Source organism: Streptomyces sp. NPDC018833 (assembly GCF_044390825.1).
Lineage (GTDB): Bacteria > Actinomycetota > Actinomycetes > Streptomycetales > Streptomycetaceae > Streptomyces.
Map to the genome: position 1 here is coordinate 22,313 of NZ_JBIRZM010000009.1, position 15,496 is coordinate 37,808.

Consider the following 15,496-nt stretch of genomic DNA (forward strand, 5'->3'; position numbering starts at 1 on the left):
CACCCGTACAAAAGAAATGTACGGGTCGACGGCGTGCTGCCGAACCGTCACTGCGCGCAACGCTCCCGTGGTGGACAAGACGATGCAACACGGGGACCTGCGCGAGCTGTTCTGCCGCCGCGAGCGTCGATCGGTGGCCGCTGCCCGGGAGTTCGTCCGTGAGGCACTGGGCGCGTGGGGGTGGGGCTCACGGGCCGACGACATCACGCTGTGCGTGAGCGAGCTCGCGACGAACGCGCTGGTGCACGGCGTACCGCCGGGGCGTGGGTATCTGCTGCGGCTGTGGCTCTACGAGCAAGGGACCGCCCTCCGGGTCGAGGTGCACGACAGCGGCGACGGGCGGCCCTGCGTCCGCGCCCCGGCCGGTGAGTCGGGGCGCGGACTGCTGCTGGTGGACGCGCTGGCCGACACCTGGGGTGTCGGCCGGCGCGACCCGGGCAAGGTGGTGTGGTGCGAGTTCACCCTGCCGTGACGGGGCTACGGCGCGTCGGTCACCGTGCCCGTGAGGACAGGGCCTTGCGGCCGGCCCTCGTCGTCGACGGACTGGAGGCCCACGTACTCCGCCGGCTCTGCCACCCGGTCGCCGACCGTGGGCACGGTCACCTCCGCGCTGGTGCTCCCGGCCGGTACGGACGCCCACAGGTAGGCGTACTCCAGCCGGGACAGCGGGACGTCCCCGTCGGGGACCTCGCCGATCATGTCCATCAGCCACTGCCGGTCGACGTCCTTGGTGGACAGCTCAGGGCGGCCCGGGACGCCCACGAACCGGAGTGTCGACGACATCTCCACGTCGGCGGGCGCGGACAGGGCGACCTGCCACCTCAGCGGCTGCCCCTCCGTCACCTTGTCGGCGAGCGGCTTCACGGTGATCTCGGGCATCGGGTCGTCGTTCTCCGCGGTGACCCCGCCGGAGTACGTGCCGACGACGGTCCCGCGGACCGCTTTGACGAGCACGTCGGTGGCCACGTCCCAGGAGTAGCGCTTGTCGCCCTTCACCTTCACCGGTACGTCGATGCCGCTGCTGCCCGGCCTGACCGTCACCAGCCGGTGCTTGGCCTGACCGGTGGCAGGGTCGAGGACGTACAGCCGGACCGTGCCGCTGCCCTTGCCGGACACGCGTACCGGCACCTGGTACGTGCGGACTCCCGAGTCGCCCTCCTTGACCTTCAGCCGGCCGATGTCGACGCGGGCCAGCGGGGCCTCGCGCACGGCAGGGGTGCCGGGGCTCCAGGCCCAGGCGTCCATCAGCCATGCCTGGCCGGAGCGGCTGCGCGGGATCAGCTCCAGGGAGGCGATCCGGCGCAGGTCGAGTCCGGCGCGAGCGGCGGCGGAGAGCGGTACGCGCACCTCGCGCGCCCAGTAGGACGCGGTACGGTCGCTGCCGGGCAGCCCGTCCACCCGGACGCGGCCCAGGTTCGCGCGCTTGCCGGAGGCGTCGGTGACGGCCACGTCCGCTTGCGTCCCGGTGGTGTTCGGAGGCACGAAGACGCGCAGTGCGAGGCCCTTGGCGCCGCGCACGGAGAGCGGCTTCTCCGGGCGGACCTTCACCGCCGAGCCCGGCGCGGACCAGCGCAGCGCCACGGCACGGCGGCCGGTCTCACGGTCCGGCTGCCAGGAGGCGAAGTGCGGCGAGGAGCCGCCGGCCTCCGGGTCCAGGCAGGCCTTGCGCGGATCGGGGTCGATCGCGGAGCACAGCCGTCCGCCGGTCACCTTCACGGAGCCGTCGGGGAGGAAACCGGCGCCTCGGTTCGAGCCGACCCCGTGGGTCAGAACCCGCGCCGGGTCGGCGGAGGGGGCCCGGCGGCCGGTGCCGTCGAGCAGCTCACGCACCCGGTCGTCCCCGGCGACGAACAGCCGGGCGGCCGCGGCGATGTAGGTGGCGCCCGCCCTGTGCTGCTGGTCGGCGGTCAGCCGGGTCGCGGTGCCGGGCGAGCAGACCGGGTCGGGCTGCTCCGGGTCGTGCCAGAAATCGTCGTCGGCGGGAGCCTGGGCCTGGCCCGGCGTCCACTCACTGTTGAAGTAGTTGTGGTTCGCGCCGACCATGTAGACCGCGCTGTGCAGGGCCTTGCCCCTGCTGACGCCGCGGGTGCCGTCGGCGTACACCTGGCCCTGGAGGTCGGAGACGTCGCCGTCGCAGCCCGGCAGGATCGTCAGCGACGGGACGTCCGGCACTGGGTTCTGGCCGAAGATCGTGGGGCCGATGAGCACGGTCCCGCGGATGTGCCAGCGCACCTTGCCGCGGTAGCCGTCCTGACCGGCCGGGGCCGGGTACAGGCTGTCCATGGCCGCACGGTTGACGCCCTCGCCGCCGCGCGAGTGCCCGACGAGCAGCACGCGGGACAGGTCGGCCTTCGGCCCCTTGCGTACTGCCTCTGGTGCCTTGGCAGGCTTCGCGGCCCAGTCGGCCCAGCGGGCCAGGTGCTGCCGGACCAGCGAGGAGCGTGCCTGCGCGCCGCCGTCCTCGGCGTCCCCGTCCTGGCCGTTGATGCCGTTGGCGGAGATCGAGACGGTCACATAGCCCTGGGAGGCCAGCAGTTGCTGGTCGCGCAGATAGCCCCGGTGGCTCGGGATCGGCTCGGCACCCTTGGCGCAGGGCCAGTCGCCGGTGATCTCGTCCTTGCCGGGGACGTAGCAGGTGGCGTGCCGGCCGTGCAGGAACAGCGCGACCGGGCTCCTGCCGGTGGCGCCCTTCGGTGCGACGACGACGCCGCGCATCTCGACGGGCGCGGGGAAGCCGGGCAGGCGGACCGGGTCGAGCGCGTACTCGCCGGTGACCGTGCGGTACTTGCCGGGCCTGCCCGGGTCGACGGAACCCGCGGGGAGCTGGGCGGGAGGCTGGGCGGCGGGCGGCGAGGAACGCCGGTCGCGGGCGCCGTCCGCCTGCTGGTCGAGGCGCCGGCCTGCCGCCAGGACCTGGAGGTCAGCCAGGTCCGCTGTGCGCGCCTCGTCCAGAGGCAGCCGGAAGGTCCGGCCGTCGTTCTCGGGTTCCGGCACGCCGACCAGCTTGCCGTCGGCGTGGAACTCCACCCGGGCGTCGCCCGTGGGCACGGGCCGCGGTGAACGCCACTCCAGGGTGTTCTGCCCGGCGGTGTTCGTGATCCGCCAGCCGGGCGGCAGGCCCTCGTTGTCGTCGGTCACCGCGGCGGGCGGGCTGCCGGGTGGCTGCGGCTCGGCGTGCGCCACCGCGGGCGACACCACCGCCATCGTGAGCACCGCTGCCGCGGTGACCCATATCTTCCGGGTACGTATCAACGTTCCCCCTCCTCGACCCCGTTTCTCGGGCGCCCTGGTCTGCGGGTGCCTCTCGAACTCGGAGGACGGGGAGAAGAACCTGTGGGTTGCCTGTGGGCCGCGAGACATGGTGCGGCCGCGGCCGGGGGACGAAGTCTCCCCGGTCCGCGGCCCGTTCAGTGGCGGCGCGGTTTCAGCAGTAGAGGTTCCCGCCAGTCGGCACGCCCAGGATCTGTGTGAACTGCTGGTACTTGCTGACCCGGCTCTGGACCTGCGCCGGGTTCTTGCCGTCGCATTCCAGTGAGCCGTTGATGGAGCGGATGGTCTGGCCGAAGCCGGCCTGGTTGACCATGGCGTTGTGCGGGGTCATGGTGCCGGGGCCGGTCTGGGTGTTCCAGTACCAAAGGCCCGTCTTCCAGGCCACGGCCGCCTCGCGCTCCACGCGCCAGGGGTTGTTGAGCAGGTCGATGCCGAGCGCGTCGCCCGCGGCCTTGTAGTTGAAGTTCCAGCTGAGCTGGATCGGGCCGCGGCCGTAGTACGCCGCCTGGCCGGCCGGGCAGCCGTACGGCTGGCTCCAGTCGCAGTAGTGCGGGTAGTTGGCCGTGTTCTGCTCCACGACGTGGACCAGTCCGCCGGTCTCGTGGCTCACGTTCGCGAGGAAGGCCGCGGCCTCCTGCTTCTTCACCGTGTCGCTGCCGGTGTTGGCGAAGCCGGGGTAGGCGCTGAGGGCCGCGGTGAGGCCGCTGTAGGTGTAGAAGGAGTTCCTGTTCGGGAACATCTGGTTGAACTGGGCCTCGCTCACCACGAAGCCCGACGGGGACGGGGTGCTGCCACCGCTGCAGGTGTACGGGTCCCAGTACCAGGTGCTGATCGTCGGGTCGTAGCCCGGATTGTCGTGCTCGGCTATGTAGTACGAGCCGTTGTATCTGACAACGTTGCCAGTCGTGTACCAGGCGCCCTGTTGCCAGTTCGGAGCGGTGTCGCAGACGGACGCCGCGGACGCTGCGGACGCTGCGGACGCGGAGGGCATCAGGACCGCGGCGAGGCCGGTGGTGGCGAGGATCGCGACCAGCAGGGCCATGAGGCGTGTTCTCAGCACTCAATCACTCCTTTTGAGCTCAACGGCCCGCGCCGGAGCTGGAGTTCGCCTCCGGGCGAGCCGCGGTGGGGGCTGTGACACCCACTCAAGCGTTATGTCATGATCCAGTCAAGGTATAGACCAATGTGAGCCGGGTAACTTTCGTGGGCCTCGTACACTTGCTTGTCGCCGCTGTAGAGGACGTACGCGGCCGGGGCCGCGATCATCCGCGGGACGGCCGTGATCCCGCCGTCGATGCGGCGGACGCCCTCCTTCTTCGCGTACGCGGCGATGTCGCGCGCCTGGGCCGGGGTGCCGACGGTGAGGTCGACTCAGTCGGATACGCACGAGGCGGGCAAGTGGTGTGGTGATCTGCGGCCTCGCGGCGCACCCTGGAAGGGGTACCGCTGGAGGTGATCCGCCATGCAGACACTCGTCGGATGGCACATCGAGATGGAATTCCGGGAGGAGGGCGACCGGACCAGGGCGGCCGCCATGGTGAGGCTCGGTGACGGCACGGAATACCGGGGCCACGGAAACGCGAATCGTCACCACTCCGACCAGCCGCAACTACTGGTCGGCGAGGAGATCGCGGGCGCACGCGCCCTGATGGACCTCGCCTCCCAGCTGCTGCAGAAGGCGCACACGGAGATCGACCAGGCGTCGGGGAGAAAGTCGCACCCGATCCACTGACGGCCTGACGGCCTGACGGCCTGACCGCAGGGCCGTCGGCCCGGACCGCTCAGCGGGTCATCCGCTCGCTGCGATCCGGGCCGACGGTCCAGTACGGAAAGGGATCCCGGTACGGAGGAGGGCTCAGAGGCGCTCGGGCGTCCGGATGCCCAGCAGTGCCATGCCCTGGTGCAGCGTGCGGCCTGTGAGGTCGACGAGCAAGAGGCGGTTCTCCACGAGCTCCACCGGGTTGTCGTTGCTCAGCACCTGGCACTGGTCGTAGAACGTCGTCAGGTGCGAGGCCAGCTGGTACAGGTACGCGGCCAGCTTGTGCGGCTCGTACGAGGACGCGACCTCCGCCAGCACCTCGCCGAACTGGTCCAGATGCAGGCCCAGAGCCCGCTCGGCCGGAGCCAGTTCGAGCTCGGGGTGCGCGACCGGGCGGCGGTCCCCCGCGTTCCGCTTGATCGACTGGATACGGGCGTACGCGTACTGGAGGTAGACCGAGGTGTCGCCGTTGAGCGAGACCATCTGGTCCAGGTCGAACTTGTAGTCGCGCACCGCGGACGTCGACAGGTCGGCGTACTTGACCGCGCCGATGCCCACGTACCGGCCGTTGTCGGCGACCTCCTGGTCGGTCAGGCCGACCTTCTCCCGCTTCTCGGCGACGACGGCCGTCGCCCGGTCGATCGCCTCGTCGAGGAGGTCCACCAGCCGGACCGTCTCGCCCTCACGGGTCTTGAACGGCTTGCCGTCCTTGCCGAGCACGGTGCCGAACGCGAGCTGCACGGCCTGGACCTTGTCGCCCAGCCAGCCCGCCCGGCGCGCGGTCTCGAAGACCATCTTGAAGTGCAGGGACTGGCGGGCGTCCACCACGTACAGCAGGGTGGAGGCGTCCAGGTTCTGCACGCGGTCGCGGATCGCGGACAGGTCGGTGGCCGCGTAGCCGTAGCCGCCGTTGGACTTCTTGACGATCAGCGGGACCGGGTTGCCGTCGGGGCCCTTCACATCGTCGAAGAAGACGCAGAGCGCGCCCTCGGAGCGCACCGCGACGCCGGACTCCTCCAGGATGCGGCAGGTCTCGTCGAGCATGTCGTTGTAGCCGGACTCGCCGACGACGTCGGGGTCGCGGATCTCCATGTCGAGCTTGTCGAAGACCGAGTAGAAGTAGATCTTCGACTCGTCGACGAACTTCTGCCAGAGCGCGAGGGTCTCCGCATCGCCCGACTGGAGCGCCACCACGCGGTCGCGCGAGCGGGCCTTGAACTCCTCGTCGGAGTCGAAGAGGGCACGGGCGGCCTTGTAGAGGCGGTTCAGATTGGACATCGCCTCCTCGCCGGAGGTGCCGTCCTTGTGGTCCAGCTCGTGCGGGTGCTCGATCAGGTACTGGATGAGCATGCCGAACTGGGTGCCCCAGTCGCCGATGTGGTGCCGCCGCACCACGCGCTCGCCCGCGAACTCCAGGATCCGCACCATCGCGTCGCCGATCACGGCCGAGCGCAGGTGGCCGACGTGCATCTCCTTGGCCACGTTCGGCTGGGCGTAGTCGATCACCGTCGTGCCGGGCTCGGCGGCCGTCGGCACACCGAGCCGGTCGTCCGCGGCACGGGCGGCCAGCGTCCGGACGATCGCCTTGTCGGTGATCGTCACGTTCAGGAAGCCGGGGCCGGAGACCTCGATGTCCTTCAGCACGTCGTTCGCCGCGATGGCGTCGACGACCTTGGTCGCCAGCTCGCGCGGGTTGCCTTTGAGCTTCTTCGCGAGCGCCAGGATGCCGTTGGCCTGGAAGTCGGCCCGGTCGCTTCGTCGCAGCATGGGGTCTCCCCAGCCCGAAGGGCGAGGGGAAGGGTCGGCGAGCTCGGTCTTCCGCAGCGCTGCTGCCAGGGCGTCCGCGAGGCGCTGCTGCACGGTCGAAGCGAGGGAAGGGACCGAGGCCATGAGCTTCCGTTCCTGTCGAGGGGGATGTTCCAGTGGTCAAGTGTCCCATGGCCCGGCAACCGAATTGCCGGCACGCGGGCGAGCCGATGCGCCGGGACGCGGACGGCCGACCGGCGTGGCGCGGACGGCTGGACGGCTTGGCGGCGGGCGAGCCGATGTGCCGGTGCGCGGGGGCGAGCGATGCGCCGATGCGGCGGGACGCGGACGGCCGTACGGCGCCGCGCCGAATCGTCAGTGCGATCCGGTTTGCCGGTCTGGGAGAATGGTGTACGCGAGTTTCCCGACGTTTACCCGACCCTAGGAATCAAGGACGTGCCGACCGTGGCTCAGAGCAGCACCGAGACCGACTGGGTCTCCCGTTTCGCGGACGAGGTCATCGCCGAGTCGGAGCGACGTGCGCCTGGCAAACCGGTCGTCGTCGCCTCCGGACTGTCCCCGTCGGGCCCCATCCACCTGGGCAACCTCCGAGAGGTCATGACCCCGCACCTGGTCGCCGACGAGATCCGGCGCCGCGGGTACGAGGTCCGCCACCTGATCTCCTGGGACGACTACGACCGCTACCGCAAGGTCCCGAAGGGGATCGACGGCGTGGACGAGTCCTGGAGCGAGCACATCGGCCGACCGCTCACCTCGGTCCCCGCGCCGAAGGGCTCCTCCTTCCCGAACTGGGCGGAGCACTTCAAGGCGGCGATGACCGAGTCCCTGGCCGAGCTGGGTGTCGAGTACGACGGCATCAGCCAGACCGAGCAGTACACCGCCGGTGCCTACCGCGAGCAGATCCTGCACGCGATGAGGCACCGCGGCGACATCGACGCGATCCTCGCCCAGTACCGCACCAAGAAGGACCCCAAGGCCCAGGCCGAGGCGCAGGCCAAGAAGTCGCAGAAGCCGGTCGACGAGGCCGAGCTGGAGGCCGCCGAGGGTTCCGGCGCGGCGGCGGAGGACGACGGCACCGGCTCCGCGGGTTACTTCCCGTACAAGCCGTACTGCGGCTCGTGCGACAAGGACCTGACCACGGTCACTGCGTACGACGACGACACCACCGAGCTGACCTACACCTGCACCGCGTGCGGGTTCTCGGAGACGGTCCGGCTGAGCGAGTTCAACCGCGGAAAGCTGGTCTGGAAGGTCGACTGGCCGATGCGCTGGGCGTACGAGGGCGTGATCTTCGAGCCGTCCGGTGTCGACCACTCGTCGCCAGGCTCGTCCTTCCAGGTGGGCGGCCAGATCGTCGGCATCTTCGACGGCAAGCAGCCGATCGGTCCCATGTACGCCTTCGTCGGCATCTCCGGCATGGCGAAGATGTCGTCGTCCCGCGGTGGCGTGCCCACCCCGGCCGACGCGCTGAAGATCATGGAGCCGCAGCTGCTCCGCTGGCTGTACGCCCGCCGCCGGCCCAACCAGTCGTTCAAGATCGCCTTCGACCAGGAGATCCAGCGGCTGTACGACGAGTGGGACAAGCTGGAGGCCAAGGTGGCGGAGGGCACCGTCCTGCCCGCCGACGCCGCCGCCCACTCCCGCGCCGCCCGCACGGCCGCCGGTGACCTGCCGCGTACGCCGCGCCCGCTGCCCTACCGCACGCTCGCCTCGGTCGTCGACATCACCGCCGGGCACGAGGACCAGACGCTGCGCATCCTCAGCGAGCTGGACCCGGCGAACCCGGTCACGGACCTCGATGAGGTCCGGCCGCGGCTCGACCGTGCCGAGAGCTGGATCTCGACGCACGTCCCGGCCGAAGCCCGGACCGTCGTGCGCTCCGAGCCCGACACCGAGCTGCTCGGCTCGCTGGACGACCAGAGCCGCGAGTCCCTGCGGCTGCTGCTGGAGGGACTGGACACGCACTGGTCCCTGGACGGGCTCACCACGCTCGTCTACGGAGTGCCGAAAGTGATGGCGGGCCTGACGCCGGACGCCAAGCCGACGCCGGAGCTCAAGGTCGCCCAGCGTTCCTTCTTCGCGCTGCTGTACCGCCTGCTGGTCAGCCGCGAGACGGGTCCGCGCCTGCCCACGCTGCTCCTCGCCGTGGGTGCGGACCGGGTGCGCAAGCTGCTCGGGGCCTGAAGCCCCCAGGTGTGCGAAGGGCCCTCACCCGGCTGGGTGGGGGCCCTTGCCGTGTCGGGGCGGCTGTCAGGCGATGTGCTCGGCCTCGAGCTCGGTCTGATGACGCTGCTGGAAGCGCGGCATCAGGCGCTTGAGCAGCGTCGCGCTGCTCGGGTGGCGGACGCCGTAGCGGTCGGCGAGCACTATGTCGAGCGTCCGGGAGTTCGGATAGTCCTGGTGCTCGTCCACGTAGTCCCTGTACGCCGGGTAGGCCATCTCCTCGAATTCCTTGTCCTCGGGCGTGAACTCGGGGACGAGCTCGGGCCCGGGAGCGGGCTGCGCGTACTGCTCCGCGTACTGCTGTTCCGCGTACCCCTGGGCGTACCGCTGCTGCTCGTCGGACGCCTGCGGTCCGGGGCCCGTGCCGAGCGGGCGCGTACGGTCGCCGGGGCCCACTGGGACCGGCACCGGAACGGGCTCGAAGCCTTCGAGGAACGTCGGGTCGTACGTGCCCTGGTAGGCGTCCTGCGCAGCCTGCGACGCGGCGAACCAAGGGCTCTCGTAGGGGCCGCCAGGGCCTTCGGCCCGCTCCTGCCGCGGCTCCTGCCCCCCGGCCTGGGCCTGTGCGTCCTGCGCGGCCTCGGCGTCGGGCCGGGGCTCGGGAGCGATGGCCTCCCGGGCGGCCGGGCGTTGTTCGGTGCCGCGCGGCAGCTCGGGCTGCGCCGCCTGTTCCGCGACCGGCGCGGGCGGGAGCAGCGCCGGCTCGATGCCCGCGGCCGCGAGACCCGCCGGGGCGGTCTCCGCCAGCGGAACGCCGTACTTCGCCAGCCGCAGCGGCATCAGGGCCTCGACGGGCGCTTTACGGCGCCAGGCCCGGCCGAAACGTGCCTGCAGACGGGCCTGATAGATCAGCCGGTCCTGCTCCAGCTTGATCACCTGCTCGTAGCTGCGCAGCTCCCACAGCTTCATCCGCCGCCACAGCCGGAACGTCGGTACGGGGGAGAGCAGCCAGCGCGTGAGCCGCACGCCTTCCATGTGCTTGTCCGCCGTGATGTCCGCGATCCGGCCCACCGCGTGGCGGGCCGCCTCGACGGAGACGACGAACAGGATCGGGATCACCGCGTGCATACCGACGCCGAGGGGGTCGGGCCAGGCGGCCGCACCGTTGAACGCGATCGTCGCGGCCGTCAGCAGCCACGCCGTCTGGCGCAGCAGCGGGAACGGTATGCGCATCCACGTCAGCAGCAGGTCGAGCGCGAGCAGCACGCAGATGCCGGCGTCGATGCCGATGGGGAAGACGAGCGAGAAGTTGCCGAACCCTTTCTGCTCCGCGAGCTCGCGGACCGCGGAATACGATCCCGCGAAACCGATCGCGGCAATGATCAATGCTCCCGCGACGACGACAACGATGAGCACCCGGTGCGTGCGCGTCAGCTGCATCGCGGCCACGGTGTTCCCCTCCCCATCCCTCATTCTGCGGGGGCCCAGCCTGGCACATGGCCCCGGAGCGTGTGCCTCCGCCCTCCACTACGACGGCGGGCGGAGGGTGGTCGGCAGATACGTCAACACCGGTGGGGGAGCGGTGTGTCGGTGAACAGGCCCACTGCTTGTCGGTGGAGTGCCTGTTCTGTGGTGGACTGTCCGTTCTGTCGGCGAACTACTTGTTGGCGGTGGCCACCGAGGCCACGGCCTCCTTCGCCGCCTTCAGCGCGTCCTTCGTCAGATCGCCGGAGGAGGGGTTCTTCGCCCCGGCGTAGCCGGTGCCGTTGTAGGTGAGCGTGACCAGGCCGTTCTCCGTGCGGGCCACGATGACGGCGTAGACGAAGTCCTCGCCGGTGTTCCTCAGCTTGTAGTTGACCGTGCTCGCCTCGTTGCCGATGCCGGGCGCCGGGGCGGTCTTCACGTCCTTGGCGCCCTCGGTGGCCTGCGCCTTGGCGATCTCCTTGGCGTAGTTGTCCTTCGCGCGCTGCTCACCGCTGACGGCGAGCGTGGCGTCGGAGTCGTAGCGCAGGAAGGAGACGTCCAGCCAGCGGTACTGCGAGCCCTTCACGCCGTTGTCGTCCAAGCCGTTCCAGGAGCAGCTGCCGCGGCTGTCGGCGTCCGAGGACCGGCCGGCCGAACCGGACTTCGACTTCGCGGCCGGTACCAGGTCCTCGATCGTCTTGCGGGCGATCGACTCGCACGGGTCCGGCAGCTTCGTGAACTTCGCGGGCGCGACCGTCGGTGACTTCTTCGCCTCGGGGGTCGCGGCGGCGGACGAGCCCTCGGGCTTGCTGTCGTCGGAGTCCGAGGAGCAGCCGGCGACGACGAGCATCACCGGAACGGCTGCGCAGGCGAATATGCGGGTGAGTCGCTGGGCTGAACGGTGCATGGTTCCTTCAGTCGGTCGTTCGGTCTGTCCGTCGTTCGTTCGGTCGGTCCTGGGTTCCGTCAGGTCCGTCGGGCCGGGCGCGGACGCCACGGCCGGCCCGGCCACGGTACGCGCCCTCGCGGCGGCGGTGGGGCCGGGCTCCGGACGTGCGAGGCCCCGGCCGCGCCGGTCACTCCTCGAAGAGCTCGGCCAGCCTGCGGGCCACGCTCTGGGCCTTTTCCTGCAGTTCCTGGCTGTCCGGAACCTCCGTCACCAGCGCCGGCTGCTCGGCGTAGACGACGGTGACGATCACGTTCGATGTGCGGAACACCACGCTCACGGTGCGGCGCTGCGCGGTGTTCCCGGCACGGCCGAGCACGTCGTCGATGAAGGCGGCGTTGCCGAGCCCCTCCAGGACGCGGGGCTCCAGCCCTGCGGTGGACGCGCTGCCGGACGGGCTGCCGCCCGGGTCGTTGGCGGAGCCGTCCGGGGAGCCGTCGGGGGACGCGTCGTCGGACGGCTGTCCGGAGCTCTCCGGGTCCTCAGGCTTTCCGGGTGCCTCGGTACCCTTCCCGCCGCGGGTTTCCAGGTCCGGGGTCGCGCCCGACCCGGCGCTCGGGGTCGTGGAGGGCGAGGCCGTGGTCTCGCCCTCGGGGCCGCCGTCACCGGGGCGAAGGGCGACGGGCACGGAGGTCGCGGACTGCTTCTCCGCGAACACCTCCTGAGCGCGGTTGTCGTCGCTGACGGCGGGGTCATAGGAGACGACCCGCTCGAAATCCACCCGCACCTGGTGGGAGGAGTCCGGCGACTGGCCCTTCCAACTGCACGCGGCGCGGCGGTCGGTGTCGTACGTCACGGCCGGCGTGCCCCGCAGCACCTGCTGCTGCTGGTCCTCGGGCAGCGTGACGACGCCGGGCAGCAGGTCCTTCAGGGTGCCTCGCTCGACGGAGCCGCAGGGCTCCAGCAGCGTGCGGTACCGGCCGGGAGGCGCGGCCGAGGCCGGGGCCCCGTTGGCCTTGGCGTCGGTTGCGGAATCAGTGGTTCCCCCGCCGCTGGTGCAGCTGGTGACGCCGGTGACGAGCGCCGCGAGGAGCGCCGCCGCGCCGGGGACGTACGCCTTCCGTTGCACGTGCCTGGCTCCCTTCTCCATGGGTAGCGCTGAGTGGTCCGCGCTGCCGCGCCCGGGAAAAACGGTTGTCGACCGCCGAGGGCCGAACGACACAATGTCTATCGCACGCGCTGCCCCGGATGTCGGTCCGCTGAGCTGTTCGCGGTCATTGACCGGGCATTTGCGTTAGATGTCTTTTCGGGGGAATTGGGGAGTTATGTCGTATGTAGAGATGCCGGGCGCGAGGGTTCCCATCCGGATGTGGACCGACCCCGCGACGGTCGAGGACGTCGCGATGCGCCAGCTGCAGAACGTCGCCACGCTTCCCTGGATCAAGGGCCTCGCCGTGATGCCGGACGTGCACTACGGCAAGGGCGCCACGGTCGGCTCGGTGATCACGATGCACGGCGCGGTGTGCCCGGCGGCGGTAGGCGTGGACATCGGCTGCGGCATGTCGGCGGTGCGGACCTCCCTGACGGCGAACGACCTGCCCGGTGACCTTTCCCGACTGCGCTCGAAGATCGAGCAGGCGATCCCGGTGGGCCGGGGCATGCACGACGAGATGCTGGAGCCGACACGGGTGTTCGGCTTCCCGGCGGAGGGCTGGGACGACTTCTGGGACCGGTTCGACGGAGTGGCCGACGCGGTCAAGTTCCGTAGGGAACGGGCGACGAAGCAGATGGGGACGCTGGGCGGGGGCAACCATTACATCGAGCTTCTGGTCGATGAACTGGGTACGGTGTGGCTCACGTTGCATTCCGGGTCGCGGAACATCGGCAAGGAGCTGGCCGAGTACCACATCGGCGAGGCGCAGAAGCTGCCGCACAACCAGGGCCTGATCGACCGCGACCTTGCCGTCTTCGTCTCGGAGACGCCGCAGATGGCGGCGTACCGGAACGATCTCTACTGGGCCCAGGAGTACGCGAAGTACAACCGCGCGATCATGATGGGCCTGTTCAAGGAAGTGATCCGCAGGGAGTTCAGGAAGGCCCGGGTCACCTTCGAGCCGGAGATCAGCTGCCACCACAACTATGTGGCGGAGGAGCGTTACGAGGGCATGGACCTGCTGGTCACCCGTAAGGGCGCGATCCGGGCCGGGGCCGGCGACTACGGGATCATCCCCGGTTCGATGGGCACCGGCTCCTACATCGTCCGGGGCCTCGGGAACGAGGCGTCCTTCAACTCCGCCTCCCACGGCGCGGGTCGCAAGATGAGCCGTAACGCGGCGAAGCGGCGCTTCTCGACGCGGGACCTGGAGGAGCAGACCCGTGGGGTGGAGTGCCGCAAGGACTCCGGGGTGGTCGACGAGATCCCGGGTGCGTACAAGTCGATCGAGAAGGTGATCGACCAGCAGCGGGACCTGGTCGAGGTGGTGGCGAAGCTGAAGCAGGTCATCTGTGTGAAGGGCTGAGGCGAGCCGTCGCCGTGAGCCCCGGACCGGGAACGCGGGAACGGTCCGGGGCCGCGTGCTGTTCGCGTGCGGATGCTGGGCGACGGGCACACCGACGAGACGGCGGCGTGGCTCTCGGGATGTCGCTGCGCACCTACCGCAGGCGGGTCGCCGACGTGATGACGCTGCCGGGTGCGACATCACGCTTCCAGGCCGGGCTACGGGCCCGTGAGCTCGACTGCCCGATCTGAGACCTGCGGTGCCGTCGGCGCCGACCGCAGCGACTTGTGGAAGAACGTCGTCGAACGCAGGACGCCGGAGGGATCGGCGGCGTAGTCGGGGACCGTGCCGAGGGGAATCCAGCCCGCCGACCGGTAGAGGCGCTCCGCCGTGCTGCCCGTCTGGGTGTCGAGCATGAGCAGGGTGCGCCCCGACGAACGGGCGAACTCCTCGGCGGTGGCGAGCAGCCGGCGTGCGACGCCGCGGCCGCGCGCGTCGCGGTGGACGAGCAGCTTGGCTATCTCCGCGCGGTGCGTCCCGTTGGGCGAGGTCTCGCACCTGAGCTGGACGGTGCCGACGAGCCGGCCGCCGTCGTGGGCCGCCCAGACGGCTGTCCGTCCCTCCGTGAGGGCGGGTGCCAGGTGCGTCCACCAGGCGGCGGCCTCCCCGGCGGTGAGCGAGGAGGGGAAGCCGACGGACGCGCCGTCGTCGACAGCGTCGACGAGCAGGGCGCCGAGGCCGGGGGCAGCGGCCGGAAGATCGGCGGCGCAGAGGCGCGAGAGGGCGATGCGGTCGCTCATCACAGCTCCCTGTGGATCTTGAAGTTGGACGCCTGGGCGCGGGGGCGCACCACGAGCAGGTCGATGTTGACGTGGGACGGGCGGGTGACGGCCCAGGTGATGGTGTCGGCGACGTCGTCGGCGGTGAGCGGTTCGGGCACGCCGGCGTAGACCTTGGCGGCCTTCTCGGTGTCGCCCCGGAAGCGGGTCGTGGCGAACTCCTCCGTCCTGACCATGCCGGGCGCGATCTCGATGACCCGGACGGGGGTGCCGACGATCTCCAGACGCAGGGTCTCGGCGAGCACATGGGCGCCGTGCTTGGCGGCGACGTAACCGCCGCCGCCCTCGTAGGTGGCGAGGCCCGCCGTGGAGGACAGGACGACCACGGTGCCGTCGCCGCTCGCGGTGAGCGCGGGGAGGAGCGCCTGGGTGAGATTGAGCGTGCCGATCACATTGACCTCGTACATCCGGCGCCAGTCGGCGGGGTCGGCGGTGGCGACCGGGTCGGCGCCGAGCGCGCCGCCCGCGTTGTTGACGAGGACGTCGCAACGGTCAAGGGACGCGGCGAAGGAGTCGACGGCAGGCCGGTCGGTGACGTCGAGTGCGTGGGCGGTGGCCTGGTGGCCGGCGGCGGTGATCTCGGCGGCAAGGGCCTCGATGCGGTCCTTGCGGCGGGCGGTGAGGAGAACATGGTGTCCGGCGGCTGCCAGCTGCCGTGCGGTGGCCGCGCCGATGCCGCTGCTTGCTCCGGTGACGACGGCGACGGGGGTCCGGGCTGTGGTCATGTGGTGGCTCCTCGCGCGTGTGATCGAACTGCGGTCAGGATAGGTCGGTTCTGTGACCGGGCCCGGCGAACCGGTGGACCAGGCCCGGGCGGCCGGCGCAGCGGGACAGGCAAGCCGTGCGGAGC

General features: G+C 70.7%; 13 protein-coding genes. 5 read left to right on the forward strand and 8 right to left on the reverse strand.

Going from position 1 to position 15,496, the window contains the following annotated elements; all coding sequences use genetic code 11:
- The first annotated feature begins 70 nt into the window (after window positions 1–70).
- The gene (locus ACH5AF_RS19200) at window positions 71–472 is read left to right on the forward strand and encodes an ATP-binding protein (protein WP_398902826.1); all 402 of its coding nucleotides are present in this window, start codon (window positions 71–73) and stop codon (window positions 470–472) included.
- A 5-nt stretch (window positions 473–477) separates the two neighbouring features.
- Here ACH5AF_RS19200 and ACH5AF_RS19205 read toward each other — a convergent pair whose 3' ends face one another.
- Entirely contained in the window at window positions 478–3,252 is a 2,775-nt protein-coding gene (locus ACH5AF_RS19205) for an alpha/beta hydrolase family protein (protein ID WP_398902827.1), read from the reverse strand.
- Window positions 3,253–3,424: 172 nt separating this feature from the next.
- Window positions 3,425–4,312, reverse strand: a complete 888-nt coding sequence (locus tag ACH5AF_RS19210; RefSeq protein WP_398903027.1) for a glycoside hydrolase family 19 protein — start codon at window positions 4,310–4,312, stop codon at window positions 3,425–3,427.
- A 420-nt stretch (window positions 4,313–4,732) separates the two neighbouring features.
- Between ACH5AF_RS19210 and ACH5AF_RS19215 the strand changes: the two genes are divergently transcribed.
- Entirely contained in the window at window positions 4,733–5,002 is a 270-nt protein-coding gene (locus ACH5AF_RS19215) for a DUF1876 domain-containing protein (protein WP_398902828.1), read from the forward strand.
- A gap of 123 nt (window positions 5,003–5,125) precedes the next feature.
- Here ACH5AF_RS19215 and argS read toward each other — a convergent pair whose 3' ends face one another.
- Entirely contained in the window at window positions 5,126–6,919 is a 1,794-nt protein-coding gene (argS, locus tag ACH5AF_RS19220; RefSeq protein WP_398902829.1) for an arginine--tRNA ligase, read from the reverse strand.
- A gap of 312 nt (window positions 6,920–7,231) precedes the next feature.
- Here argS and lysS point away from each other — a divergent pair, with 312 nt between their 5' ends.
- Window positions 7,232–8,980 (forward strand): lysine--tRNA ligase, encoded by a 1,749-nt coding sequence (gene lysS / locus ACH5AF_RS19225; RefSeq protein WP_398902830.1) that lies wholly within the window; start codon window positions 7,232–7,234, stop codon window positions 8,978–8,980.
- A 66-nt stretch (window positions 8,981–9,046) separates the two neighbouring features.
- On the opposite strand, the gene ACH5AF_RS19230 is transcribed toward lysS, so the two are convergent.
- The 3 genes from ACH5AF_RS19230 to ACH5AF_RS19240 all read right to left on the reverse strand — a co-directional run bounded on the left by ACH5AF_RS19230 (window position 9,047) and on the right by ACH5AF_RS19240 (window position 12,438).
- A complete protein-coding gene (locus ACH5AF_RS19230) occupies window positions 9,047–10,408 on the reverse strand; it encodes a DUF2637 domain-containing protein (protein WP_398902831.1) in 1,362 nt (453 codons plus the stop codon).
- Between the two features lie 208 nt (window positions 10,409–10,616).
- The gene (locus ACH5AF_RS19235; protein ID WP_398902833.1) at window positions 10,617–11,330 is read right to left on the reverse strand and encodes a DUF3558 domain-containing protein; all 714 of its coding nucleotides are present in this window, start codon (window positions 11,328–11,330) and stop codon (window positions 10,617–10,619) included.
- A gap of 169 nt (window positions 11,331–11,499) precedes the next feature.
- Window positions 11,500–12,438 (reverse strand): DUF3558 domain-containing protein, encoded by a 939-nt coding sequence (locus ACH5AF_RS19240; protein WP_398902834.1) that lies wholly within the window; start codon window positions 12,436–12,438, stop codon window positions 11,500–11,502.
- Between the two features lie 196 nt (window positions 12,439–12,634).
- Here ACH5AF_RS19240 and ACH5AF_RS19245 point away from each other — a divergent pair, with 196 nt between their 5' ends.
- Entirely contained in the window at window positions 12,635–13,828 is a 1,194-nt protein-coding gene (locus ACH5AF_RS19245; protein ID WP_398902835.1) for an RtcB family protein, read from the forward strand.
- A 107-nt stretch (window positions 13,829–13,935) separates the two neighbouring features.
- Window positions 13,936–14,058, forward strand: coding sequence for a hypothetical protein (locus tag ACH5AF_RS19250; RefSeq protein WP_398902836.1), 123 nt, complete (start codon window positions 13,936–13,938; stop codon window positions 14,056–14,058).
- Here ACH5AF_RS19250 and ACH5AF_RS19255 read toward each other — a convergent pair.
- A complete protein-coding gene (locus tag ACH5AF_RS19255) occupies window positions 14,026–14,607 on the reverse strand; it encodes a GNAT family N-acetyltransferase (protein WP_398902837.1) in 582 nt (193 codons plus the stop codon). The two genes, ACH5AF_RS19250 and ACH5AF_RS19255, sit on opposite strands and share 33 nt — an antisense overlap.
- Window positions 14,607–15,371, reverse strand: a complete 765-nt coding sequence (locus tag ACH5AF_RS19260) for an SDR family NAD(P)-dependent oxidoreductase (protein WP_398902838.1) — start codon at window positions 15,369–15,371, stop codon at window positions 14,607–14,609. Before ACH5AF_RS19260 ends, ACH5AF_RS19255 begins: the two co-directional genes overlap by 1 nt.
- Between the last annotated feature and the right edge of the window lie 125 nt (window positions 15,372–15,496).